Origin of the sequence: Mitsuaria sp. 7, from assembly GCF_001653795.1 — a bacterium.
In the GTDB taxonomy this organism is placed as follows: domain Bacteria; phylum Pseudomonadota; class Gammaproteobacteria; order Burkholderiales; family Burkholderiaceae_C; genus Roseateles.
In genome coordinates, this window is the sequence record NZ_CP011514.1 from 3,516,611 (window position 1) to 3,539,835 (window position 23,225).

Annotated in this window: 22 protein-coding genes, 2 tRNA genes and 1 riboswitch; of the genes, 8 read left to right on the forward strand and 16 right to left on the reverse strand. The window is 67.7% G+C overall.

Annotation, left to right across the window (positions count from 1 at the left end; translation table 11 throughout):
* Window positions 1-68: 68 nt before the first annotated feature.
* From ABE85_RS15445 to ABE85_RS15470, 6 genes are all read right to left on the reverse strand, one after another.
* Window positions 69-2,948 (reverse strand): AAA family ATPase, encoded by a 2,880-nt coding sequence (locus tag ABE85_RS15445; RefSeq protein ID WP_067276334.1) that lies wholly within the window; start codon window positions 2,946-2,948, stop codon window positions 69-71.
* Window positions 2,949-3,106: 158 nt separating this feature from the next.
* Window positions 3,107-3,361 (reverse strand): hypothetical protein, encoded by a 255-nt coding sequence (locus ABE85_RS15450; protein ID WP_067276336.1) that lies wholly within the window; start codon window positions 3,359-3,361, stop codon window positions 3,107-3,109.
* Window positions 3,362-3,566: 205 nt separating this feature from the next.
* Window positions 3,567-3,899, reverse strand: a complete 333-nt coding sequence (locus tag ABE85_RS15455; RefSeq protein WP_067276338.1) for a DUF4148 domain-containing protein — start codon at window positions 3,897-3,899, stop codon at window positions 3,567-3,569.
* A 262-nt stretch (window positions 3,900-4,161) separates the two neighbouring features.
* Entirely contained in the window at window positions 4,162-4,416 is a 255-nt protein-coding gene (locus ABE85_RS15460; RefSeq protein WP_067276341.1) for a hypothetical protein, read from the reverse strand.
* A 205-nt stretch (window positions 4,417-4,621) separates the two neighbouring features.
* On the reverse strand, window positions 4,622-4,951 hold the full coding sequence (locus ABE85_RS15465) for a DUF4148 domain-containing protein (RefSeq protein WP_067276343.1): 330 nt from the start codon (window positions 4,949-4,951) through the stop codon (window positions 4,622-4,624).
* Window positions 4,952-5,209: 258 nt separating this feature from the next.
* Window positions 5,210-5,461 carry a hypothetical protein gene (locus ABE85_RS15470; protein WP_067276344.1) on the reverse strand — a complete coding sequence of 84 codons (252 nt, stop codon included), beginning with the start codon at window positions 5,459-5,461 and terminating at the stop codon, window positions 5,210-5,212.
* Between the two features lie 169 nt (window positions 5,462-5,630).
* Here ABE85_RS15470 and ABE85_RS15475 point away from each other — a divergent pair, with 169 nt between their 5' ends.
* From ABE85_RS15475 to ABE85_RS15495, 5 genes are all read left to right on the forward strand, one after another.
* On the forward strand, window positions 5,631-6,107 hold the full coding sequence (locus ABE85_RS15475; protein ID WP_067276347.1) for a GNAT family N-acetyltransferase: 477 nt from the start codon (window positions 5,631-5,633) through the stop codon (window positions 6,105-6,107).
* Window positions 6,108-6,161: 54 nt separating this feature from the next.
* Window positions 6,162-6,270, forward strand: a riboswitch (TPP riboswitch).
* An 80-nt stretch (window positions 6,271-6,350) separates the two neighbouring features.
* Window positions 6,351-8,582 carry a TonB-dependent siderophore receptor gene (locus tag ABE85_RS15480; RefSeq protein WP_067276349.1) on the forward strand — a complete coding sequence of 744 codons (2,232 nt, stop codon included), beginning with the start codon at window positions 6,351-6,353 and terminating at the stop codon, window positions 8,580-8,582.
* Window positions 8,583-8,618: 36 nt separating this feature from the next.
* Window positions 8,619-8,694: transfer RNA gene (locus ABE85_RS15485), tRNA-Asn, on the forward strand.
* Window positions 8,695-8,797: 103 nt separating this feature from the next.
* Window positions 8,798-8,873, forward strand: a tRNA-Asn gene (locus ABE85_RS15490).
* A 61-nt stretch (window positions 8,874-8,934) separates the two neighbouring features.
* Entirely contained in the window at window positions 8,935-9,648 is a 714-nt protein-coding gene (locus ABE85_RS15495; protein WP_310732583.1) for a methyltransferase domain-containing protein, read from the forward strand.
* Here the strand turns inward: ABE85_RS15495 and ABE85_RS27985 are convergent.
* The gene (locus ABE85_RS27985) at window positions 9,620-10,252 is read right to left on the reverse strand and encodes a hypothetical protein (protein WP_197507025.1); all 633 of its coding nucleotides are present in this window, start codon (window positions 10,250-10,252) and stop codon (window positions 9,620-9,622) included. The genes ABE85_RS15495 and ABE85_RS27985 overlap by 29 nt on opposite strands.
* Window positions 10,253-10,459: 207 nt before the next feature.
* On the opposite strand from ABE85_RS27985, the gene ABE85_RS27990 reads away from it, so the two are divergent.
* Entirely contained in the window at window positions 10,460-11,074 is a 615-nt protein-coding gene (locus tag ABE85_RS27990) for a DUF4124 domain-containing protein (protein ID WP_197507026.1), read from the forward strand.
* Between the two features lie 21 nt (window positions 11,075-11,095).
* On the opposite strand, the gene ABE85_RS15510 is transcribed toward ABE85_RS27990, so the two are convergent.
* From ABE85_RS15510 to ABE85_RS15520, 3 genes are all read right to left on the reverse strand, one after another.
* Window positions 11,096-11,725, reverse strand: coding sequence for a hypothetical protein (locus ABE85_RS15510; protein WP_157522475.1), 630 nt, complete (start codon window positions 11,723-11,725; stop codon window positions 11,096-11,098).
* Window positions 11,726-11,778: 53 nt separating this feature from the next.
* Window positions 11,779-12,540, reverse strand: a complete 762-nt coding sequence (locus ABE85_RS15515) for a YoaK family protein (RefSeq protein ID WP_067276362.1) — start codon at window positions 12,538-12,540, stop codon at window positions 11,779-11,781.
* A gap of 115 nt (window positions 12,541-12,655) precedes the next feature.
* A complete protein-coding gene (locus ABE85_RS15520; RefSeq protein ID WP_067276364.1) occupies window positions 12,656-13,048 on the reverse strand; it encodes a response regulator in 393 nt (130 codons plus the stop codon).
* Between the two features lie 136 nt (window positions 13,049-13,184).
* Between ABE85_RS15520 and ABE85_RS15525 the strand changes: the two genes are divergently transcribed.
* Entirely contained in the window at window positions 13,185-14,234 is a 1,050-nt protein-coding gene (locus ABE85_RS15525) for a LacI family DNA-binding transcriptional regulator (RefSeq protein WP_067276368.1), read from the forward strand.
* Between the two features lie 195 nt (window positions 14,235-14,429).
* Here the strand turns inward: ABE85_RS15525 and ABE85_RS15530 are convergent, their stop codons facing one another.
* Together ABE85_RS15530 and ABE85_RS15535 are read right to left on the reverse strand one after the other, a co-directional pair.
* Window positions 14,430-14,660, reverse strand: coding sequence for a hypothetical protein (locus tag ABE85_RS15530; RefSeq protein WP_067276371.1), 231 nt, complete (start codon window positions 14,658-14,660; stop codon window positions 14,430-14,432).
* A gap of 63 nt (window positions 14,661-14,723) precedes the next feature.
* The gene (locus tag ABE85_RS15535) at window positions 14,724-14,939 is read right to left on the reverse strand and encodes a Blp family class II bacteriocin (protein WP_067276374.1); all 216 of its coding nucleotides are present in this window, start codon (window positions 14,937-14,939) and stop codon (window positions 14,724-14,726) included.
* A gap of 436 nt (window positions 14,940-15,375) precedes the next feature.
* On the opposite strand from ABE85_RS15535, the gene ABE85_RS15540 reads away from it, so the two are divergent.
* Complete coding sequence (locus tag ABE85_RS15540) at window positions 15,376-17,760, forward strand: TonB-dependent siderophore receptor (RefSeq protein WP_082938648.1); 2,385 nt, start codon at window positions 15,376-15,378, stop codon at window positions 17,758-17,760.
* Between the two features lie 253 nt (window positions 17,761-18,013).
* On the opposite strand, the gene ABE85_RS15545 is transcribed toward ABE85_RS15540, so the two are convergent.
* The 4 genes from ABE85_RS15545 to ABE85_RS15560 form a co-directional block, all read right to left on the reverse strand.
* Complete coding sequence (locus ABE85_RS15545) at window positions 18,014-18,436, reverse strand: cold-shock protein (protein WP_231993102.1); 423 nt, start codon at window positions 18,434-18,436, stop codon at window positions 18,014-18,016.
* A 202-nt stretch (window positions 18,437-18,638) separates the two neighbouring features.
* Window positions 18,639-20,636, reverse strand: coding sequence for a S9 family peptidase (locus ABE85_RS15550; RefSeq protein ID WP_231993103.1), 1,998 nt, complete (start codon window positions 20,634-20,636; stop codon window positions 18,639-18,641).
* 169 nt (window positions 20,637-20,805) lie between these two features.
* The gene (gene guaD / locus ABE85_RS15555) at window positions 20,806-22,119 is read right to left on the reverse strand and encodes a guanine deaminase (protein ID WP_067276380.1); all 1,314 of its coding nucleotides are present in this window, start codon (window positions 22,117-22,119) and stop codon (window positions 20,806-20,808) included.
* A gap of 55 nt (window positions 22,120-22,174) precedes the next feature.
* Window positions 22,175-23,134 carry a LysR family transcriptional regulator gene (locus ABE85_RS15560; protein WP_231993104.1) on the reverse strand — a complete coding sequence of 320 codons (960 nt, stop codon included), beginning with the start codon at window positions 23,132-23,134 and terminating at the stop codon, window positions 22,175-22,177.
* Between the last annotated feature and the right edge of the window lie 91 nt (window positions 23,135-23,225).

Below are 23,225 nucleotides of genomic sequence, written 5' to 3' on the forward strand. Positions count from 1 at the left end.
GGACTGAAGCGTAGGGACGACGGTCGAGGAAGTCGTTCGGGAACGGTCGGGGAACGGTCCGGAAACGGTCAGGACGCCAGCAGCGCGTCGGCGCGCGCGAGCACGGGCCAAGGCAGCGTGTCCCGCCAGCGCGAGCGCACCTCCCGCAGGGCGTCGAGGTCCGCGGCCGTTGCATCGGGCAGCTCGCAGAGCGTCAGCCGGGCGACGAGTTCCGCCGTCAGCGCGCCCTGCTCCCGCGCGATGCGGGCCGACGTCCCGGCCGCCGAACGCGCGCCGGCGTGGTCGCCTTCGCGCGCGGCCAGCGTGGCGTCCGACACCCACAGGTCGGGCAGATGGAGCGTCTCACCCAGCCGCTCAGCCATCTCGAAACCCTCCGCCAGATGGCGCCGCGCGGCGTCCGTATCGCCGGCGGCGAGCGCCGCGTCGACGGCCATCCGCTGCAGCCCGGACGCCTCGAACCACGCGCCGGTGGCCGCGTGGGCGGCGCAGCCCGCCTCGACCTCGCGCAAGCCCGTCACGGCGTCGCCGGTACAGGCACGGGCCCATCCGAGCATCGCCAGGCTCGGGCCCTCGCCCTGCCCCAGCTGATGCTCGCGCACCAGCTCGCGCATGCGCACAGTCCGGGTCATCACCGCCTCGGCGCGATCGAAACGCACGTCGACGATGCTGGCGCAACGCGCCGTGAAGCCGCGCATCACCGGCAGCCCGATCTTGACGGCATGCGCGACGGCAGCGGCGGCCCACTCGGTGGCGATCTCGCCGTCGCCGACGCAGGCGTGGGCGACCGCTCCGACGCCCAACGCCAGTGCGGAGGGGTCATGCAGCACGGTCGGCGGAAGACGCGGATGCCCCAGGGCCTCGGTGAGCGCACGCGCCTCATGCACGAGCGGCAGCACCTCGCGCAGGCGTCCGCGCTGCAGCAGCGTGACGGCCAGGGACACGGCGCCCGCCGCGCGCAGCAGGTCGTCGTCGAAGACGTCGGCGGCCACGCGCAGCCGCAGCGCGATCGCCTCGGCCTGCAGGTACTCGCCGCTGGCGATGAACATCCAGACCAGGCCCGTCATCACCCAGGCGCGATGCTGGGTCGGCGGCAGCATCTCGCAGAGCGCCGCGCAGCGCAGATAGGCCTCGCGACCTTCCGGCGTCGTCACGCCGGTCGACTGGGCGAGCGACGCGCCGCGCATCTGCTGCAGCGCCAGTTCGACCACGCAGCGGGCCTCGCCGTCGGGGCAGCGATCGAGCAGGGCCAGGCCCCGCGTGACGAGCAGCAGCGCCTCCCGCGGCGCGAAGCGCCCGAGCGCACGCTCCCCCGCGGCCGCGTAGGCGCTCATGGCGGCGAGCGCCTCCAGCCCGCGCTCGTGGTGCAGCGCGAGCGCGGCGGCGAAGGTCTCGATCCGGTCCGCGCGCAGCTGCCCCAGCGCGGCCGCGGCCCGCCGATGCAGGCCCACGCGTGTGGACGGTGCGATCCGCTGATAGAGCGCCTGCCGGTACAGCGCATGGCGGAACGCGAAGCGCGACTCCAGCGTGCCGTCCGCGAGCGTCTCCAGCACCGAGTGCGCGAGCCAGGCCTGACGCCGGGCCAGCTCATCGCACTGCATCGCCACGACCGCGGCATCCAGGCCCAGCATCGCGGCGACGATGGAACACTCGAACTCGACGCCGCAGACGGCGGCGGCTTCCAGCAACGTTGCCGCTTCGGGCGCGAGCCGCGCGCGCTGACGCTCGATGACGCCGGCGAGCGAGTCCGGCACGGGCCAGTCGTCGGAGGACGCCGCCTCGCTTGACGCGGCGGCGAGCTCATCGATCGCGTTGGCGACGAAGAGCGGCAGCCCGTCGGTCTGTCGATGAAGGCGTCGCACATGCGCCTCGTCGGCCACAAGGCCGGGCCGATGGCGCGAGAGATAGACGGCGAGCTCGGCTTCGCTGAACGGGTCGAGGAGCAATTCCTCGCAGAGCCTGCGGGCGCGCAGTTCGTGGCGAAGGCCGTTGAGCGGATGCTCGCTGGCGACGAGCTCGGGCGTCCGGTAGGTCGCGATCCACATCAGCCGCGCAGGCGGCCGGCGACGCGCGACGTGGTCGATCAAGCGGACGGTCGCCTCGTCGCACCAGTGCAGGTCCTCGGTGACGAGCAGCAGCGGGCGCACGGCGGTGAGCTGCTCCACGAGCTCCGAGAACTCGCGCAGCATGCGGTCCTGGGTCGAGTTCGCGAGGCCGGCCTGCAGGCGCTCCTGCTCGTCGCGGTCGATGAGCCAGGGCAGCTGCAGCAGCCAGGTCGGCGCGACGCGACGCAACAGCGCGATGAGCGAGGCGTCCGTCCGCGCGAGGCCGGCGAGCGCATCCAGCACGGGCAGGTAGGGCTCGCCCTCGCCGACCTGCTCGATGCACTGGCCGTGCGCGGTGGCCGCGTCGCCGAGCGCGGCGACGAAGGCGTCGATCATCGCGGTCTTGCCGATGCCGGCTTCACCGGCGACACAGCACAGTTGCCGTTGCCCGCCTGAGGCGCGCGCCCAGGCGGCGTGAAGGCGCGCAAGTTCGGCCTCGCGGCCGATGAGACCGGACGACTCGACCATCGACGTCGCGGCTTCGCGTTCAGCGCCACCGTCCGACTCGCCGTTCCGATCGCCTTCGACCGGCCCGATGAAGCGATACCCGCGGCGCGAGGCGGTCTCCACCCAGCGCGGGCTCTTCGCATCGTCGCCGAGCGCGGCGCGCAGTTCGCTGATCGTCGTCTTGAGGACGGATTCGCTGACGTGCCGATGTCCCCAGACGGCATCAAGCAACGCGTCCTTGGTGACGAGCTGCCCGGCGTTGCGCAGCAGTTCCGCGAGCACGCCGAAGGCCTTGGGCGCGAGCCCGACTGCCCGGCCGTCGGCCAGCAGCCGCGCGTCCGCCTCATCGAAGGCGAAGGGGCCGAAGCGCAGTGACAGAGGAGTTCGGGGATCGTCCATGGCGGCGGAATTATCGACCTGCCCGGAGTCGCGCGCAGGACCACAGGCAGGGGTCTCCAGAAAGCAGAACGCCCGGCACGGGCCGGGCGTTTTCTGGGAGCGGGGGAGGCGGTGTCAGCCGGAGCCTCGCTCCATCGATACAGCGAAACCGTCAGGCCTTACTGGGCCAAAGCGATCTGGCCCACGTCGGCCGACGTGTCGCGGCGGCCGGTGATGTAGACGGTGGGCAGCTGTTCGCGCTTGGCGGTGATGACCACCGGTTCCAGCGTGATGATGGAAGCGCGCATTTCGCGCTGACCTTCGGCGTGGGCGATGCCCAGGCCCAGCACCACAGCGGCCACGGCACCGAAGAGGACGGCCTTGACGGTGGTGTTGGTGGCGGAAGAGATCTGCAGGCGGGCGGTGTGGGTCATGTCGTTCTCCTGAAGCGGTTTGCTGTGTCGATGGAGTCAGTGTCGTCATCGACCCGGCCGCTTGCGAGCCCCAGGAGACGAAGCTCCACGGCGGCGGCGTGAACTGCATCTGCGGCAGACAAACGGGAGCGGCTCCAGGCCGTCATCAAAGGGAAACGCCGCCAGGACCTGCGTCCTGGCGGCGTTGCGCGGGGGGCTTCAAGTCTCAGCGGGCGGACACACCTTCGACGACGGCGCCCTTGCCTTCCTTGGCGGCGAAGCGCTGCACCAGTTCGGCGTACTTCGGCGAGGACTTGAGCGCCGCATAGCGGGCTTCAGCCTGCGTGCGCTGGGTGGCGTTCAGCGCGAAGTCTTCGGTGCGGTCCACGGCAGCCAGGCCGGACTCGCGATAGATCTCCAGATCGGCCAGCACTTCAGCGCGGCGCTTCTGGCTTTGCGTGATGGGGTCGAGGTGGCTGTAGCTCTGCGCGAAGACCGGCGAGGCGGCGGCCGACAGGACGATCAACGCGGCGGCGATCAGGGTCTTGGTGGTGGTCATGATGGTTCCTTCGAGAGGGCGTGGAGGTGGGTGTCTGGTATCGGAGCCGGCTTCGTCTGCCGTTGACTGAACAATAGAAGGCGGCCCGCTCTGCATAAATACGGAGGGACGCAATGGATGGATGCAGTGGCAGCAACAATCCGATTCGCAGGAAGGGGACGCCAGAATGCAGAACGCCCGGCACAGGCCGGGCGTTTGCGGGGAGCGGGAGGGCGGTGTCAGCCGGAGCCTCGCTCCATCGATACAGCGAAACCGTCAGGCCTTACTGGGCCGAAGCGATCTGGACCGCGTCCGCCGACGTGTCGCGGCGACCGGTGATGTAGACGGTCGGCAGCTGTTCGCGCTTGGCGGTGATGACCACCGGATCCAGCGTGATGATCGAGGCGCGCATCTCGCGCTGACCTTCGGCGCGGGCGATGCCCAGGCCCAGCACCACAGCGGCCACGGCGCCGAAGAGGACGGCCTTGACGGTGGTGTTGGTAGCGGAAGAGATCTGCAGGCGGGCGGTGTGGGTCATGTCGTTCTCCTGAAGCGGTTTGCTGTGTCGATGGAGTCAGTGTCGTCATCGACGCGGCTCCTTTCGAGGGGCAGGAGACGAAGCCGCATGGCGGCGGCGTGAACTGCATCAGCGACGGACAAACGGAAAGCGCCATCAGGCGCTTTCAATGAGAAACGCCGCCGGGACCTGCGTCCGGGCGGCGCTGCGGGGGCTGGATCGGCGCTCAGCGGGCGGAGACGCCTTCCGTGACGGCGCCCTTGCCTTCCTTCGCGGCGAAGCGCTGCACCAGCGCGGCGTACTTCGGCGAGACCTTCAGTTCTGCGTAGCGGGCTTCCGCCTTGGCGCGCTGGTTCAGTTCCAGCGAGGTGTCTTCTGTGCGGTCGACGGCGGCCAAGCCCGACTCACGATAGATCTCCAGGTCGGCCAGCACTTCAGCGCGGCTCTTCTGGCTCTGCGTGATCGGGTCGAGGTGGCTGTAGCTCTGCGCGAAGGCCGGCACGGCGGCGGCGGACAGGGCGATCAGGGCGGTGGCGATCAGGGTCTTGGCGGTCATGATGGTTTCCTTTGAGAGAGCGTTGGATCGGGGTGTATGGGGTCTTGGGCCGGCTTCGTTTGCCGATGACTGAAGGTTAGGTCCGGGCCCCGTCTGGATAAACGGCCCGCGTCGCAATGGGCCGTTGTGATCGCCGCAACAATCGCCCGCGCTCGGCACAAAGCAAGACGCCCGGCATGAGCCGGGCGTCTTGCATGGGAGCGAACCGAAGTCGTCAGTCCGTGGATCGCTCCACCGATACAGCGCGACCTGGGACGTTCACTCGGCCAAGGCGACTTGCGTGTCGACCGCGTCGGCGCTGCGGCGGCCCGTGATGTAGACGGTCGGCAGCTGTTCGCGCTTCACGGAGATCACCACCGGATCCAGCGTGACGATCGAGGCGCGCATCTCGCGCTGGCCTTGTGCATGAGCGATCCCGAGGCCCAGGGCCAGCGCCGCGATGGCACCGAAGGCGACGGCCTTGACGGTGGTGCTGGTGGCGGAAGTGATGCTGAGGCGGGTGGCGTTCATGTCGATCTCCTGAAGGCGTTGGCTGTGTCGATGGAGTCAGTGTCGTCATCGACCCGGCTGCTTGCGAGCGACAGGAGACGAAGCTGCGCGGCGGCGGCGTGAACTGCATCTGCGGCGGACAAACGGGAGCTGCTCCCAACCACGACGAGCGACTGGCTAGACTCCCCCGATGCCCACCTCCCTCCGCCTCGTCGACATCACGCGCGACAACTTCGACGCCGTCGCTTGCCTAGCGGTCCATGACCACCAGCGCGACTTCCTGGCCAGCAACTCGTACTCGATCGCTGAAGCGAGCTTCAACCCCGCGCTCCGGACGCGAGCGGTCTTCGTGGAAGACCGTCCCGTCGGATTCATCATGTACGTCGTTCCGGAGGCGGATGACGACGAGCCGGGCTGCTATGGCATCTGGCGGTTCATGATCGACCGCGCCTGCCAGGGCTTCGGATACGGACGGGCCGCCCTGTCTGCGGTGCTCCGCGAGATCGAGTCCAACGGCGACGCCATCAAGATCTTCATCAGCTACAAGCAGGACAACGAATTCGCGAAGCGCTTCTACGAAAGCTTCGGATTCGAGGAGGACGGGATCGATTCAGACTCCAACGAGATGGTGGCGGCGCTCGACCCGAGACGCGGTCGGCCCGGCTGAAAAGTGGGAATTGACGCTCGACTAGAATCACCACCACTCGCCGGCCCGTCCGGCGAGTTTCGCTAGGGGTGCTGCACCATCGATCCGTCGACGGCGCGGCTGAGAAAGTCCCTTTGAACCTGATTGAGGTAATCCTCGCGCAGGGAAGCATGCCTTCGACACGCCTCGTGTCCCGCACGCCGCCTTCTCATCGGCGTGCCCGGTTTGCCCACCTGCCATCGCATTTCTGGCTTCGGCACATCGATGGCAACTTCGTCCGCTCTGAATTCCTTCCCGCTGCACCGGCTCGCGATCGCGCTGATCGCCGGCGGCGTCTCGCTCCATGCCGCTGCGCAGTCGACAACGCCGGCCGACGCACCCGGCAACGCGGTCGCCAACACTGCGGCGACCGCCCCCGCCCTGCCCAGCGTCGTCGTCAAGGGCACGTCCGAAGCGCCCGTGATGGCCGGCGGCTTCGGCGACACGCCCGTCGCCAAGCTCCCGATCCAGGCCAGCATCGTCACCGCCGAGCAGCTCACCGACCGCGGCCTGTTCAACCTCGCCGGGCTGACGCTGCTCGACGCGAGCGTGGGCGACTCGTACAACTCCGCGGGCTACGTCTCCTATCTGAAGATCCGCGGCTACGACCTCGACAACCGCTTCAACTACCGCCGCGACGGCCTGCCGATCAACGCCGAGACCGCCCTGTCGCTCGCCAACAAGAGCAGCGCCGAGATCATCAAGGGCACGACCGGCATCCAGGCCGGTACCAGCGCCCCGGGCGGCCTGGTGAACCTCGTCGTGAAGCGTCCGACGGTGGAGCTCACCAGCGTGCGCCTGGGCGTGAGCGAGCGCGGCACGATCGAGTCCGCGATGGACTGGAGCCACCGCTTCGGCGACGGACACGGCAACGACAAGGCCTTCGGCCTGCGCGTCAACATCGAGGCCGCCAAGCTGCGCCCCGAACTGCGCGACGCCGACGGCCATCGCTGGTTGATGGCCGTCGCCGGCGACTGGCGCGTCACGCGCGACACGCTGGTCGAGGCGGAGGTCGAGATCAGCCGCCAATCCCAGCCGAGCCAGCCCGGCTTCAGCCTGCTCGGCGACAAGCTGCCCGACGCGAAGGCCATCGATCCGCGCATCAACCTGAACAACCAGTCGTGGAGTCAGCCGGTGGTCTTCGAAGGCCGCACCGCCTCGCTGCGCGTGCAGCATCAGCTGAACGCCGACTGGAAGCTGCAGGCGCACGCGGCGATCCAGCGTCTGGTGAACGACGACCGCCTCGCCTATCCGTTCGGCTGCACCGCGGGCGACGGCACCTACTACCCGAGCACCTACTGCCCCGACGGCACCTTCGATCAATACGACTTCCGCAGCGACAACGAGCATCGCAACAGCGATGCGCTCGACCTGTCCGCGCAAGGCAAGCTGAGCCTGCTCGGCATGGAGCACCAGATCACGACGGGCGTGCTGTTCTCGCGCTACAAGAGCCGGCTGCAGGGCCAGGCCTACAACTGGGCGGGCACCGGCAACATCTGGGGCACGCTGCCGACGGTCGCCGACCCGACGCTGGGTGCGACCAACACGGACCGCACCGAGCGCAGCACCGAGTTCTACTTCCGCGACGCGATGCAGTTCAGCGCGCAGTGGCAGGGCTGGCTGGGCCTGCGCCACACGCGGCTGGATCGCGATTCGTTCAAGGTCAACGTGCCTGCCGGCGAGGACAACGAAGCGACGAGCTATCGCCAGTCGGTCACCACGCCGTGGCTGGGCGTGAGCTACGCGATCGATCCTCAACTGCTGGCGTATGCGAGCTGGGGTGAAGGCGTCGAATCGGCCGTCGCGCCCAACCTGCCGATCTACGCGAATGCCGGTCGACCGCTGGCGGCGATCCGCAGCAAGCAATGGGAGATCGGTCTGAAGTCGGGCAGCCGCACGGTGGACTGGTCGATCAACTACTTCGACATCAGCAAGCCGGCGACGAACGATGTGCCGGTGGTGGTGGGCGGCGCCGACATGCTCGAGAGCCGCATCGACGGCAAGCAGAACCATCGCGGCGTGGAAGCGCAGGCCGACCTGAAGTGGACGGGCGGCGGCCTGATGGCGAGCGGCATGAAGCTGCACGCGCGTCGCGACGGCAGCGCGGACGCGACGCTCAACGGCCTGAAGCCGACGAACGTGCCGGAGACGGTGCTGAAGCTGCAGGCGCGGCAGAGCGCGGGCCTCCCCGGGCTGGAGCTGCAGGCAGGCGTGGTCTACGAAGGCAAGCGCATGGTGGTGCCGGACAACTCGGTGGCGATCCCGAGCTGGACGCGACTGGACCTGGGCGCGCGCTACGAGCAGAACGTCGGGCGGCAACTGCTGATCTGGCGGGTCGGCGTGGACAACGTGACGGACCGTCGCGCGTGGCGGGAGTCGCCTTATCAATACGGCCACGTCTACCTGTACCCGCTCGCCAATCGCACGTGGCGTGCGTCGGTGGAGTGGGTCTTGTGAAGGTGTGATTTTTCTGTGTATACTCTTAGGCTCTGATCCCCGATAGCTCAGTCGGTAGAGCGCCGGACTGTTAATCCGTAGGTCCCTGGTTCGAGCCCAGGTCGGGGAGCCAAGATCAGACAACGAAGGTCTTCGGACCTTCGTTTTATTTCAGCCAGTGTCCTACCGAAGATGCTGGCCCAAGAATTCAGATCGATTGGATCTGAGCAGACTTTTCCTCGATAGCTCAGTCGGTAGAGCGCCGGACTGTTAATCCGTAGGTCCCTGGTTCGAGCCCAGGTCGAGGAGCCAAAAATTGAAGCCCCATTCGCGAAAGCGAGTGGGGCTTTTTCTTTGGCTTGGCGCCCTTCCCTTGACGCTGCGCAACTCATGCAACATCATGAGTTTCATGAATTCATCTTTCACCGATTCCACCGCCGTGGCGAGCTACGCCGAGCGCACGTCGCGGCTCGTTCCCGGCCTGGCATCGCTGCATGCGATGACGGGGGTGCTGCTGGCCGAGCGGGCGCCCGTCGACGCCCGCATCCTTGTGCTCGGCGCAGGCGGCGGCATGGAACTCAAGGCCCTTGCGGAGACCCACCCTTCATGGACCTTCGTCGGCGTCGATCCGTCCGAGCAGATGCTGGACCTCGCGCGGTCGAGCCTGGGCGAGCACCTGCAACGGACCACGCTGCATCACGGCTACATCGACACCGCGCCGGAAGGTCTGTTCGATGGTGCCACCTGCCTGCTGACGCTGCACTTCCTGTCCGAAGACGAACGGCTGGCGACACTGAAAGCCATGGCGCGCCGTCTCAGGCCGGGAGCACCGCTGGTCGTCGCCCACCATAGCCTGCCGGCCTCACCGGAGGAGCGGAGCATTTGGCTCATGCGGTATGCCGACTACAACACTCAAGCCGGCGTGCGGATCGCCCAGGCGCGCGCCAGTGCGATCGCCATCGGCGAGCGCCTGCCGCTGCTGGCGCCGGGGCAGGAAGTCGCCCTGTTGCAGGCTGCCGGATTCACCCAGGTCGAGCTTTTCTACGCCGCGCTGACGTTCAAGGGATGGGTCGCGCGAAAGGCGTGAATGCGGCAGCAGCGCGCCGGGCATTGACTCTGGTCCACCCCGATGCGATCAGACCGATCAGGCCGATGACCCAGAGCAGCATCGTCGCCGGCTCCGGCACATAGGTCGGCGTTGCAAATGCATGGTTCAGGTCGGGGCCGACGACGCGTCCGAAGGCGACCGGCAGATTCTCAGGTCCGGCATTGACGCCCGAATACACGAAGAAGTTGATGTCCGTTCCTGTGTCAGGCGCGATGCGCGTGCTGAATGAGTAGGTCAGCAGACCTCCAGGATCCACGTCGTAGGTTCGGGACCCCCACGTCCAGAAGGAGCCATAGACCGGGACCCCGTCCTGGGTCCAACCGCCGACCGCCAGCGCGAAGTTCCAACCCTCCGGTTCGGAATGCGAGGCCGGCCACGGGGCATAGAAACTGGCGATGTAGTTCGACCGGATGGCGAGTTCCCGGAATCCCCCTTCCGGCAGGGCATCGGTGTCGAGGACATAGGTGTAGGTGTAGAGACGAGTCACTTGGTTGAACGTCACTTCGCTCGTTACCGGCGCGTTCGCGTACACGGCGCCGCTCACCCAGACCAGGAGCAGCGCCAACAGACGTTGAAAGTTCATTGCGATCTCCCACTGCAGTTGGAACGCGAGCTTCAACCTTGCCGGTGTTCGGGCGCAAGCCGTGACCGAGGACTTTCCAGTGACAGGATCGGGCACGCCAACGCGAGTGCGCGACGTGGGAGACCGATGTCCGGGACAACATTCGCACCGTCCCCGGTCAACTGCGCCGCATGTCGGTGCGTTCGACTTCTTTCAGGGAGACCTCACATGTCAATGATCCGCTCGACCCTTGTCGGCATGCTGTTCGGCGTCTGCGCCGCAGCGGGCGTCCACGCCCAAGTCTGGAAATGCACCACCGACGGCAAGACCCATTACTCGGACCAGCCCTGCGCGGCGAAGGGCGAGCAGATGAAGACGCAGGCCTTGCAGAGCAACGTGATCGACACGTCGGCGGACCGCGCCGCGGCCGAACGCTCCAGAGCGGCAACTGAGCAGCAGCAAGCGAATGCGGCTCCCGCTGCCGCGCCAGCCGCCCCCACCAACGCCTGCCCCTCCGACCGCGACATCACCGCGATGGAGACCAAGGCCAGCTCGATCTCGCTGAGCGCCGATGCCAAGCGTTTCATCCAGGATGAGATCCGCCGCGCGCGCCAATGCCAGAAGGGCCAGGGCAGCTACTCGGCCTCGGACTGGAACGTGAGCAAGCAAGCCGTCGATGCGCAGAGCAGCCTGACCGGCGGGGCCGACGCACGCCGTCGCGCCGAGGCGATGCACAGCGCCGCCAACGCCAGTGAAGGCGACCGCATCGCCCGTCAGCGCGAGGCCGACGAGCGCAACGCGCAGCGCCGGCTGAACGCCCAACAACCGCTGCGCGATCGCTGAAGTCGAACGCCCCGAAGTCGTTCAGTGGGTGAGGCGACTCTTCCGCCAAGCCAGATAGCTCGCCAGCTCCGTGAACGGCAGGAACCCCTCGTCATCGGGGTCCGCGGGCATCTCGCAGACTTCCACCAGATCGACGTCCGTCGCGGCCGCCTTCTCTCCGAGCGCCGTATCCAGGATCAGCAGCAGCCCGTTGGCGAACTCCTCTTCCTGGTCGTCGTTGAAGCCTTGAACGGCCACGCGCAGTCCGAGCACCTCCGGCGAGTCGGGATCCACGAGCGGCTCGAACCACATGTCGTCGGGGTTCAGCTCCAGGCCGCGATAGCCGATGCTGAAACCGAAGCCCATCGCCGGCTTCAACGGCACCGCCGTCCATCCCGGCAGCTCCGGCGCCACCGAGACCATCGCCTCGACCAGCGGGAACAGCTCCCAGTCGCCTTGCGCGGTGATCACCAGCTCGCGATCCTTCTCGCCGGCCGCCGAGACCTCGAACCACAGGCCCTCGTTCACGGCCTGCAGGCGTGCGAGCAGCTCGTCCCAGAACGGATCGTCCGGCGACTCCAGGGCGTTCAGGTCCGACTGGTGCGACGCCAGCCAGGCCCAGAAGGCGTTGATCTTCTGCGGGTCCAGGTCGACGTCGAGGTGGTCTTGCATGCGGGGCTCCAGTTCGCCGGATTGTGCGTCGGCCAGGAACGGTTCCGGCGCGCTCAGCGCCCCCGCGTGAGGAGGCCGCGCCACCGCCCCCAGTCCTTCGTCACCGGCGGCAACGCCAGCACGAACAGCACCGCCGCCAGCGGCACCACGCACACGAACCCGAGGTACTTGAACCCCAGCGCCCCCGCGCCGCCGCCGAGCACGAACGCCGCCAGCAGTCCGCCCGCCCTCATCGCCCGCTGCCGGTCATGCCGCACCGCCACGCGCTTCACCGACGGCTGCCGGTTCCAATAGAGCATCTTCCCGAGCTCCATCCCCAGGTCGGTGATGTTCCCCGTCATGTGGGTGGTGCGGATGCTCCCGCCCGAGGTCTTGGATCCCACCGCGTTCTGCAGCCCCATGATGAACGCCAGCAGCAGCACCGTCAGCGGCACCGCGAACGGCGTGTGCCAGGTCAGCGTGATCGCGCCCATCAGCCCGAAGGGGAACAGCAGCGCCGCCTCCAGCATCAGCGGCAGCGCATAGACGCTGCGAAGGCCGTGCTGCCTCGCCCAGTTCACCAGCACCGCGCAGACCGCCGCGCCGCCCAGGAAGGCCAGGATCGCCCCCAGCGCGTTCAGCACCAGCGTCCCCTGCCCCATCACCGCGCCGTCCGCCAGCTGCGAGGCGAAGCCCGTCATGTGCGAGGTGTAGCGCTGCAGGATCAGGAACCCGCCCGCATTCACCGCGCCCGCGTTGAACGCGAGCAGCAGCCCCAGCGCCTGGTTCGTGGACGGCGCGCGATGGCGGCTCGTCAGGTGCAGCAGTCGCCTCACGGCGCCTCCCGATGTCGATCACGGTGCGGCCGATGATACGGGTGCGCCCGCCGGGCCGCGGCTGCCGCGACGGCGACAGTTGCGGCGACGGTTGCGGCCCCGGTCCCGGCGACGCTCAGTAGATCGTCGGCTGGCCGTCGAGCTTCGCGCCGTACTTGGTCAAGGTCTTGTGCAGCCGGCCGAAGTCGATCGGCTTGACGAAGTAGTCGTCGAAGATCAGGTCCTCGGCGGACTCGAAGTCCGTGTTCAGCGGCGTGCCGCTGACCGCGATCGCGATCAGCGCCGGCAGGCTCACCTTCAGCCGTCCGGCCAGGTGCCGACCGTCGGCGTCGGGCATGTCGATGTCGGTGATCAGGAGGTCCGGCTCCCACTTCAGCCCGATGCCGATCGCCTCCAGCCCGCTGCGCGCGACCCGCAGCTCGAAGTTGTAGACGGTGAGCAGTTCGCGCAGGAGATCCAGCGAGTCCGGCTGGTCATCGGCGACCAGGACCTTGAGACGTTCCGACATGGCTTGGCAGGAATGACAGTTGGGGCGGCAAGAGCAAGCGGCGGGCCTGGGCGAATGCCGAGGCGGGAGTCGCGGCGCATTCTTCCATCAAGCGCGCGCGGGAGTAGGATCATCGGGTTCTTGAAAGCGCTTTCCCATGAAGAGAAAGAAGCCCCTCCTGTCCACGTCCAGCGAGGTCACGCTGGGCATGGTGGCCGCCGCCAGCGGCGTCTCGCCGAGCACCGTCTCGCGCGTGCTCAGCGGCGCCGCGCAGGTGAGTTCGGACAAGGCCGAGCGTGTCCGCCGCGCGATCGACCAGCTGGGCTTCGTTCCCAACACCATCGCCCGCGCGCTCGCGGACGGGAGAACCTTCAACGTCGGGCTGCTCGCGCAGTACTTCGAGAGCCCGTTCTACGCGCTGATGCTGCGCGGCATCGAGGAAGTGCTGACGCCCGCAGGCTACGGCCTCGTCGTGGCGAGCGGGCATTGGCAGCCGGATGAGGAGCAGCGCTGCATCGCCTCGCTGCGATCGCGGCGCGTGGACGGGATCATCGTGTTGACCGGCGGTTTGAGCGATGAGTTCCTCGCCGCGCTCGCGCGCGAACTGCCCGTCGTCGTGACCGGTCGCGCGCTGCAGGCGGTGGGGCTCCATGCGCTGAAGACGGACGACCTCGAAGGCGCGCGCGTGGCGACGCGGCATCTGATCGAGCGCGGCCACACGCGCATCGCCTTCATCAGCGGCGATCCGGCGCACGCGGACTCCTCGGAGCGCGAGCGCGGCTACCGCGCGGCGTTCGCCGAAGCGGGTCTTGCCGTCGATGAGGCCCTGATCGGCAGCGGCGACTATTGCGAGGTCGGCGGCGCCGCGGCGATGACGCGGATGCTCGACCACGGTGCGCAGTTCACGGCGGTCTTCGCGGCCAACGACCAGATGGCGGCCGGCGCCGCGCGCGTGCTGCACAGCCGCGGCTTGCGCGTGCCGGAAGACGTCTCGCTCGTCGGCTACGACGATCTCCTGAACACCGCGCATGCCAGTCCGCCGCGCACGACGGTCGATGTCCACATCGCCGAGCTCGGACGCCGCGCGGCGTCCGCGATGCTGGATCTGCTGCGCACCGGCGGCTCGACGATCGAGCCGCCCGCGCCGCAGTTGATCGTGCGCGAGTCGACGCGACGCCTGCAGCCCGCAGTGGCGAGCACCTGCTGATGAACTGACCCGCTCTGGCCTTGCTTTTCGTCAACTGCCCGTCACAAAAGCTCGGCAGAATGCAATGCATCCGAGGCAACAACCGGCTGCACTACTGGGCAGAGAGCTGGAACCCGTCACCAGCGTCGCGGATACCCCATTCAGAAACGAAGCCACCCCCGGGGTGGCTTCTTTCATTGGGACTTCAGGAAGGCCTCACTGCGAGGAAAGCCTCCAGATGCCACGGCCAAAGAGCGCGACCATGATCGGGCCAAAGGCAAGGCTCACGACCAGCAGCTTCCAGTTCGCATCGAAGTGCCCATCGATGACGACGCCGATGGCGACGAACAGGCCGAAGAAGAGCATCGACAGGCCAAACGAGAAGAAGAGCAAAAACCTGCGCGGTCCGGCGACACGCAACTTCTCAAGGTCGAGTAGATCGAGCATAGGGTCCCCAGTTAGGTTCAAGAGGGACGCGCCGTCGACCGACAGCGCGCCCCGGGACTTCGATCAATGCGCCTGGTACGAGACCCAGTAATGATGGACCGCGCCACCAACGGCGCCGACGGCAGCACCGCCCAGGAATCCCACAGGCGTGCCGCCAGTCACCGCGAATCCGGCGAAGCCGCCGGCAAGCGCGCCCTTGCCGATGTCGCTCAACAAGGCATCAGAGATGCCCCCAGCAACAATCTCAATTTCTTCCAGCGTGAGTTCACGCAGTTCCATTGTGTTGACTCCAAGAAGGATGACTGAAGGAAAAGCGGCCATCAACTGCGCCGCCGTGACTTGCTCGCGACCAGTCAGCGAGCCCCTTCAATGTGCCCACGGCGTTCAACGCAGCCAATTACATGAGTCAGTGCATGGCACTGACGTCTTCCACCCATTCGAGGCGGATAACACTCAAAGTGGTTAAGCAAGCTCCCACTCCGACCCGCATTTGCGGGGTTTCCACCTAGCTGCGTCGCGCCCGCCCATCACCTTGGGTAAAGAACTTTGAAAGTCCGCGCTCGCCTCCGTCACGAAACGTACAGCGTGCGATCCTTTCGACCATTCCGCACCGACACGCCCTCCTGCCGTCGTGCGCGGCGCCCCCACAACCCCGTTTCGCGCTTCCGTCCCAGCCATCGCCAGATCGGGCCGCGCTTGCTCCTGCCATTGCTCAATGACAAGCACCCGCCGACCTGCCCTGCATCCGCTCCCCTTCGCCCTCCTGCTGGGCCTGAGCGCCTCCGCCTGGTCGCAGACCACGCCACCCGCTCCCGCCACGCCGCCCGCAAAAGCACCGTCGCCGACGCCTGACCGCTCGCGCCCCGCGGCGCCGCCCGCCACCAAGGAAGCCGAGAACCCCACCCAGCTCGACCGCGTCGAGGTCCAGGGCACCTCGCGCGACGACGACCAGCGGCGCGCCTCCACCGCCTCCAAGATCGTCATCGGCCGCGAGGAGATCGAACGCTACGGCGACGCCACCATCGGCGAGGTGCTCAAGCGCCTGCCCGGCGTCACCACCGGCGGCCGACCCGGCCGCGGCGGCGAGGTCCGCATGCGCGGCATGGGCGGCGGCTACACCCAGATCCTCGTCAACGGCGAACGCATGCCGCCGGGCTTCTCGCTCGACGAGCTCCCGCCCGAACAGATCGAACGCATCGAGGTCATGCGCGCCCCCACCGCCGAGTTCGGCGCGCGCGCCATCGCCGGCACCATCAACGTCGTCCTGCGCGAAGCCCTCCAGCGACGGCTCAACGAGGTCCGCCTGGCCACCGCCTTCGAGCGCGACCACGTCACCCCGCACTTCAACTGGACCCGCAACGACAAGATCGGCGACAACGGCGACGCCTACAACTTCACCGTCAACGCGATGCAGCACAAGCGCGTCGACGACATCGACTCGCGCTCGTTCACCCACGTGTTCGACAAGGACACCGGCGTCACGCAGCGCGACACGCTGCTGACCAACCTCGGCCAGTCCCGCGACGAGCGCAAGTCGCTCAACATGACCGGCCGCCTCCAGCTGCGCCTGGACGGCGGCGACACGATCGCGATCCAGCCCTTCCTGATGGCCAATCGCGGCGAGTCGTCCAGCAACTTCCATCAGACGCAGACGCCACCGATCACCAACGACAAGGATCCCGAAGCCCTGCGCTACAACACCGCCGCCACGGACGGCAGCAGCCGTTCCAACATGGCCCGGCTCAACGTGCAGTGGAACAAGCGCCTGGACGACAAGTCGCGCGTCGAGACCCGCATGGGCGTCGGCCGCATGACGATGTCCAGCCAGAGCCATCGCGCGGAGGACACGGTCACCGACACGGCGACGGATTTCTACCGGACGCAGGACGACACCACCCGCAGCCGCGACACCTCGTGGAGCTTCAACACGAAGCTGACCCACCAGATGGACAACGACCACAACCTGGTCGCCGGCGTCGAAGGCGAAGGCACCAAACGCCACCAGAACCGCGTCTGCCTGCAGAGCTACACCGAAGGCGCCGCCGGCACCGCCTGCAGCTTCCTCGCCGACTTCGGCGACAACGTCGACGCGTCCACGCGGCGCTTCGCCGCCTATGCGCAGGACGAGTGGAACGTCGGCAAGCAGTGGGGCTTCTACGCCGGCCTGCGCTGGGAAGGCATCAAGACGGAAAGCACCAACAACCAGGGGCCCGTCAGCAACAGCTCCAGCGTGCTGACCCCGTTGCTGCACGCCGTCTACAAGATCGACGAGAAGAGTCGCGAGCAGATCCGCGCCAGCCTGACCCGCAGCTACAAGTCGCCCAACCTGAACGACGTCATCGGACGGCTGAGCATCAGCAACCGCTTCCCGTGCGACGACCCCAACCTGCCCTGCTCGTACAACACCGTCGACTCGCCGGACCGGCTCGGCAACCCCGATCTCAAGCCGGAGATGGCCACGGGTGTCGAGATCGGTTACGAGAAATACCTTTCGAAGGGCGGCCTGCTCAGCGCCAACTTCTTCTATCGCCGCATCACGGACCTGATCCGCAACCAGGTCGTGCTCGAGACCGTGCCCTACGCCCCCGTGCAGCGCTACGTCGTGCGACCGCGCAACATCGGCAACGCCAGGACCTACGGCGTGGAGCTCGAGGCCAAGTTCCGCCTCGACGAGTACCTGACCGACGCGCTCCCGGTCAACCTGCGCAGCAACCTCTCGCTGTTCCATTCGGCCGTCGACGGCATCCAGGGCCCCAACAACAAGCTGGACCAGCAGCCGCGCTACACGGCCAACCTCGGTGCCGACTACCGGCTGCGCTCGGTGCCGCTGACGCTGGGCGCCTCGTTAAACTACACGCCGTCGACGCTGCTCCAGCAGAGCAACCAGATCCTCAACGAGATCGACAAGAAGCGCGTCATCGACCTCTCCGCGATGTGGACCTTCTCGCCGGTCGTGGCGGTGCGCGTCGCCGCCAGCAACCTCGTCCCGCTGACCTACGGCAACGGCAGCATCGCCACCACGCCGGGCCGCATCGTCACCAGCGAAAGCACCGGTCGCAGCTTCACCGTATGGACGGTCCGCCTCGAACTGAAGGTGTGATCCCCTCCCCCGCGGCCCGTGCTCCGAGTCAACGGAAGCCGGGCAGGGGGCGACGATTTTGTGAGCATGCGAACAGTATGAGGAGCCCCCTGCCCGGCTTTCGTTGACGAGCGGGAGCAGCGAGCGCCAGACGCAAAAAAGGCTGCCCGGGGGCAGCCTGAAAGATGCGGAGCGAGAGGGCCTCCGCGAGGGCGACGGGGCTGCAGGTGCCAGCCCCAAGGAGTAAACAGTTCAGCCGCGGTTCAGCCGCGGTTCAGCGGCGCGCCTGGCCTTGTGCCTGGTCCTGCGCCTGGCTCAGGAACTTGCCCCCGATGGCATGGCTGGCCGGTGCCCACACGGTGGCGCCGACGCCCAGCACCAGCAGCGCCAGGACCGTCCACGTCAGCGGCGACGTGCGGCGGCGCGCGATCGGACGCGGCGGGCGCGAGCCCATGCGGGCGGGACGCAGCTGCGACGGCAGCTTGTATTCCTGCAGACGATGCACCCGCACCGCCTGTTTGCTGCCGTCACTTCTGGACACAACCTCGAAGCTCAGGCGCTCGCCTTCGCGGGGCGGTTGTCCGTCCATGGGGAAGGCCGAGACGTGCACGAACAGCGCATCACCGCCCTGCTCCGGCTTCATCATCCCGTGGCCGCGCTCGGCGTACCAACTCTCCAACGTGCCATCGAATCGCATGATCTGATCCCCCATCGTGTAGAAGCCCGACGAGCCCCGCAGGCTTGTGGCCTGCGCGGGGCGTCCTGGACCGGGCGCTTCTCTCTGTGTCTGGACAAAAAGGCCCGGCACTTGGCCGGGCTCTTTTCTTGTCTGGGGGCATCGTGCCTATGCCGGCGCGAGGCGCGGCAACAGCCTGTAAACCGTGCAACTTCGCACGGAATTAATTCTTCAGGCCGGGCTTCAGGTACTTGTCGAGGAATTCGAGCATCTTCTGGTTGGCCTCGATCTGGTTCTTCTTCTTCGAGAAGCCGTGGCCCTCGTCGTCGAAGACCACGTACTCGACCGGCACGCCGTTCTTCTTCACCGCGTCGACGATCTCGTCGCTCTCCGGCTTGATGACGCGCGGATCGTTCCTGCCCTGGATCACCAGCAGCGGCTTGCGGATCTCCTTGGCGTGGAACAGCGGCGAGGTCGCGACCAGGAAATCCTTGTCCTTCACCGGATCGCCGATCTCCAGGTACAGCGCCTTGCGGAAGCTCTCCCAGTACGGCGGGATGGACTCCAGCGTGCGCAGCCAGTTGGACACGCCGAAGATGTCGATGCCGACCTTGAAGGCTTCCGGCCGGAAGGCCATCGCCGCCAGCGTCATGTAGCCGCCGTAGCTGCCGCCCATGATGCCGATGCGCTCGGGGTCGATGACGCCCGTGCCGGCGAGGTAGGTCTTGGCCTCGATGCAGTCCCACAGCGGCTCGCGGCCGTGCTTGCCATCGTCCGCGGTGAAGAAGGTCTTGCCGTAGCCCGAGCTGCCGCGGTTGTTGATGCCCAGCACCGCGTAGCCGTGGTTGACCAGGTACTGCACCATCGCCGCGTAGCCGCGCGTGGTCTGGCCGCCGGGGCCGCCGTGGACCATCACCACGGCCGGCACCTTGTTGGTGGGCGACGCTTCCTTGGGCTCGTAGTAGACCGAAGGGATCACCATCCCGTCGAACGATCGGAAGCGGACGATGCGGCCTTCGACGAGTTCCTCCGGATCGATGTCCTTGGACAGCGTGCGGGTCAGCTGCTTCACCTGCTTCGTCCCGAAGTCGTAGACGTAGAGGTTGCTCGGCGAGCGGTCGCCGTTCAGGTAGAACGCCATGCGCTGGCTGCTCTTCGAGAAGGTCACGCCGCGCAGCTCGCCGCCGGGCAGCTTGGGCAGCACGACCGGCTTGTTGTCGGCGGTCGTGACGATGCGCAGCTCCAGGCTGGCGTCGGCGTTCACGCCGGTCACGCGGTAGCGGCCGTCGCGCGAGTAGCTGCTGTAGACGATGTCCCAGTCCGACTTCTCCAGGTCGCGCTTCTGGCCCGAGGCCAGGTCGTAGGCGATCAGGCGCTGGAACTCGGAGCCCTCGTTCGAGAGGATCAGCAGCGTCTTCGATTCCGGATCGAAGTCCGTCGTGCTGAACGAGGCCACGCCCTGGTGCGGCGTCAGATGCTTGGTCTCTTTCGACTGCACGTCGTACAGGTAGACGTCCGAATCCGCCGTCGTGTTGGTCTTGCCCAGCGCCACCCAGCGGCCGTCGCCGCTGACGTCGAACACCGCGTTGCCGTCGTTGTTCTGGTAGATCAGCGTGCGGGCGTAGGTCTTCGCGTCGTAGCGGTAGACGTCGATGTAGCGCGCGTCGCGCTCGTTGGTCGTGACGAAGAAGGCGTCGCCGTCGCGGCTCCAGCCGGAGAAGCCGGCCTTGACCTTGTCGCCGGGGGTCAGGTCGCGCTCGCTGCCGTCGAGCTCGCGCACGATCAGGTGGTTGTTCTCGTTGCCGCCCTGGTCGCGGGTGAACAGCACGCGGTCGTCGTTGCGGAAATAGCCGACGGCGTAATGGCTCTCCGTCGTGGAGGTCGTCAGCGCCACCGGCTCGCCGCCGTCGACCGACTGGCTGTAGACGTTGAAGATGCCGGTCGCATTGCTGCTGAGCAGGATGCGTCGCTCGTCCTGCGAGAACGACGCGCCGCGGACCGACGTCGTCGCCATGAACTGCTCGATCGTGTAGGGCTTGGCCGGCCGCGGCTGCGCGGACCTGGCCTGCGCCTTTGCGGTCGCTGCCGCCGCGGGGGTCTTCGCGACCTTCTCCGTCGCGGCCTGCGACGGCATCGCCGTCATCGCCGTCATCGCGCCCAGCGCCAGACACAGCGCGCTCAGCGCCAGACGCGGCGCGCCCTTCGGGGACAACTTCTTCATCGGGGATCTCCTCTCCTGATCGGTCCCGGGGACGTCCCGGGAACCCCCGACTGTAGGCACTGGGGTCAGGATTTGACCATCCCGGGATCCACGCGCTGCGTCCTGCCCCGACAGGCCGCATCCAGGCGCGATGAACGGGAGACCCCGGCGTTCTCAGGGCCAGTGGTAGTCAGGGCCGGCGGTACTGCGGCACGCCCGCGACGTAGCTCGCCACCAGGTTGCGATCGTCCGACAGCGTCATCCAGGCGAAGGCGCGCTCATGCGGGTCTCGCGCCAGCGCCATGCGGGCCTCTGCAACGGGGCCGGCGGCCCAGTCCCAGACGCAGACGTCGGCCAGGGTCTTCGCGCCGAAATGGCCCAGCTCGTCCGACAGTCCCAGCGCCTCGGCCGCGCCCAGCGTCGCCGCATGCAGCCCCGCCCAGGCGGTCAGGCGCTGGCCGTTGAGCGCCTGCACCTTGTAGCCGTCCGCCAGCGTGCGCTGCGCCGACAGCGAGGTCCCGCCGCCCACGTCGCTGGCGGCGCTCACCCGCACGCCTGCGGCGAGCGCGCCGGGCCAGTCGAACAGCCCGCTCCCCAGGAACAGGTTGGACGACGGGCAATGCGCGATGTGGGCGCCCGTGCGCGCGACGACGCGGCGGTCCTCGTCGTCGAGCCAGATGCCGTGCGCCAGCACCGCGCGCGGATGCAGCAGGCCGACGCGGTCGTAGACATCGAGGTAGCTGCGCGCCTCCGGGAAGAGCTTGGCCACCCACTCCACCTCGCCGCGGTTCTCGGCCACGTGCGTCTGCATGTAGAGGCTGGCATCGGCGCGGCACAACGCGCCGGCCATCGCGAGCTGCCCGGGCGTGCTCGTCGGCGCGAAGCGCACGGTGACGGCGTAGGACAGACGCTCGCGGTTGTGGTGCCTGGCGATGAGGTCGAGGCAGTCGCGCTCGGCCTGCACGACATCGTCGCGCAACGCTTCCGGCGCGTTGCGGTCCATCAGCACCTTGCCGGTGATGAGGCGCATGCCGCGCTCCGCGGCGGCGTCGAACAGCGCATCGGCGGACACCTTGTGCACCGTCGGATAAACCACCGCCGACGTCGTGCCGTGCGCCAGCAGCGCGTCCAGGAAGCGTCCCGCGCCGATGCGCGCGATCTCGGGATCCTGGTAGCGCTGCTCGGCCGGGAAGGTGTAGGTGTTGAGCCAGTCCAGCAGCTCCGTGCCGTAGGACGCGATCACGTCCAGCTGCGGGCTGTGCACATGCGTGTCGACGAAGCCCGGCAGGATCAGCCGGCCGCTGTGGTCATGGCGGACCCAGCCGTCGCCCGGATCCTCGGTCTGCGCGCCGACGATGCGGCCGTCCTCGATGAGCAGCCAGTGATCCGGACGGAAGCGCACGGCGGGGTCGTCCACGCGCGCCCATTGCGGCGCGGCGGTGAAGTCCAGCAGGTCGCCCTTCAGGGCCAGGCGTGCGGGAGCGGCGGATCGATCGGTCGTCATGCGTTCAGCGGAAATGGATTCAGGGAAAAGGATTCAGAAACGGATTCGGAAGACGCTATTTCACGAGCTCGCGCGCGACCTCGCGCACCTGCTCGCGAAGCCAGCGCAGCGGCGCGCTGTTGTGGCTGACGTCGTGCCACAGCTGGTAGTACGTCATCGGCGGGAACGCCACCGGGCAGCGCAGCACCGTGACCGGCAACTGGTCCAGGTAACGGTTGCAGAACAGCCGCCCCGTGGTCAGCACCAGCAAGCTGCGCGCCACCATCTGCGGCAGCTGTCCGAAGTGGGCACCGCGCACCGCGATGCGGCGCTCCAGGCCGAGCGAGGCCAGATGCTGCTCGATGACGCCCGGCTGGCCGCGGCTCAGCGGCATCGGCGCCAGATGCTGGCAATCGAGGTAGCGGTCCTGCGTCCACGCGCGCGGCGCCATGCGCGCGGCGGGGTGGTCCTGGCTGACCAGGCAGACGACCTCGTCCACCAGCAGCCGGCCCATGTGGAGTTCTCCGGGCGGCTCCAGCCAGTTGCCGATCACGAGGTCGACCTCGCCGCGGGCGAGCGAGGTCCGGTAGTCGAAATCCGCGTTCAGCGGCTGCAGATCGAGCTGCACGCCCGGCGCGAGGCGCTGCAGATGCGCCACCAGCAGCGGCAGGAACAAGGGATCGAGGTAGTCGCTGGCCGCGATGCTCAAGCGGAGCTCCGCGGTCGCGGGATCGAAGCCGGACTTGCGCAGACGCGCGCCGAACAGTTCATCGGCTTCGCGCAACAGACGTTCAGCGGGGGCCAGCAGTTCCAGCGCGGTGGCGGTCGGCGTCATGCCGGCGCCGCTGCGCACCAGCAGCGGATCGCCCGTCAGGGTGCGCAGACGCCGCAGCTGCGCGCTCAAGGCGGGCTGCGTGCTGCCGAGCCGCATGGCGGCCCTGGACACACTGCGCTCGGAAATCAAGGTATGCAGGACCCGCACCAGAAGGAGGTCGATCTTGTCGAAGTTCAGCGCTTCCGACATGTCCCATGGCATATAGAAGTCATAACCCCCATCGTATAACCATAGCGACGTCGGAGGAGTACCGTTCCGGGTAAGTGCATCCGGGGCCGCTCATCGCCACTCT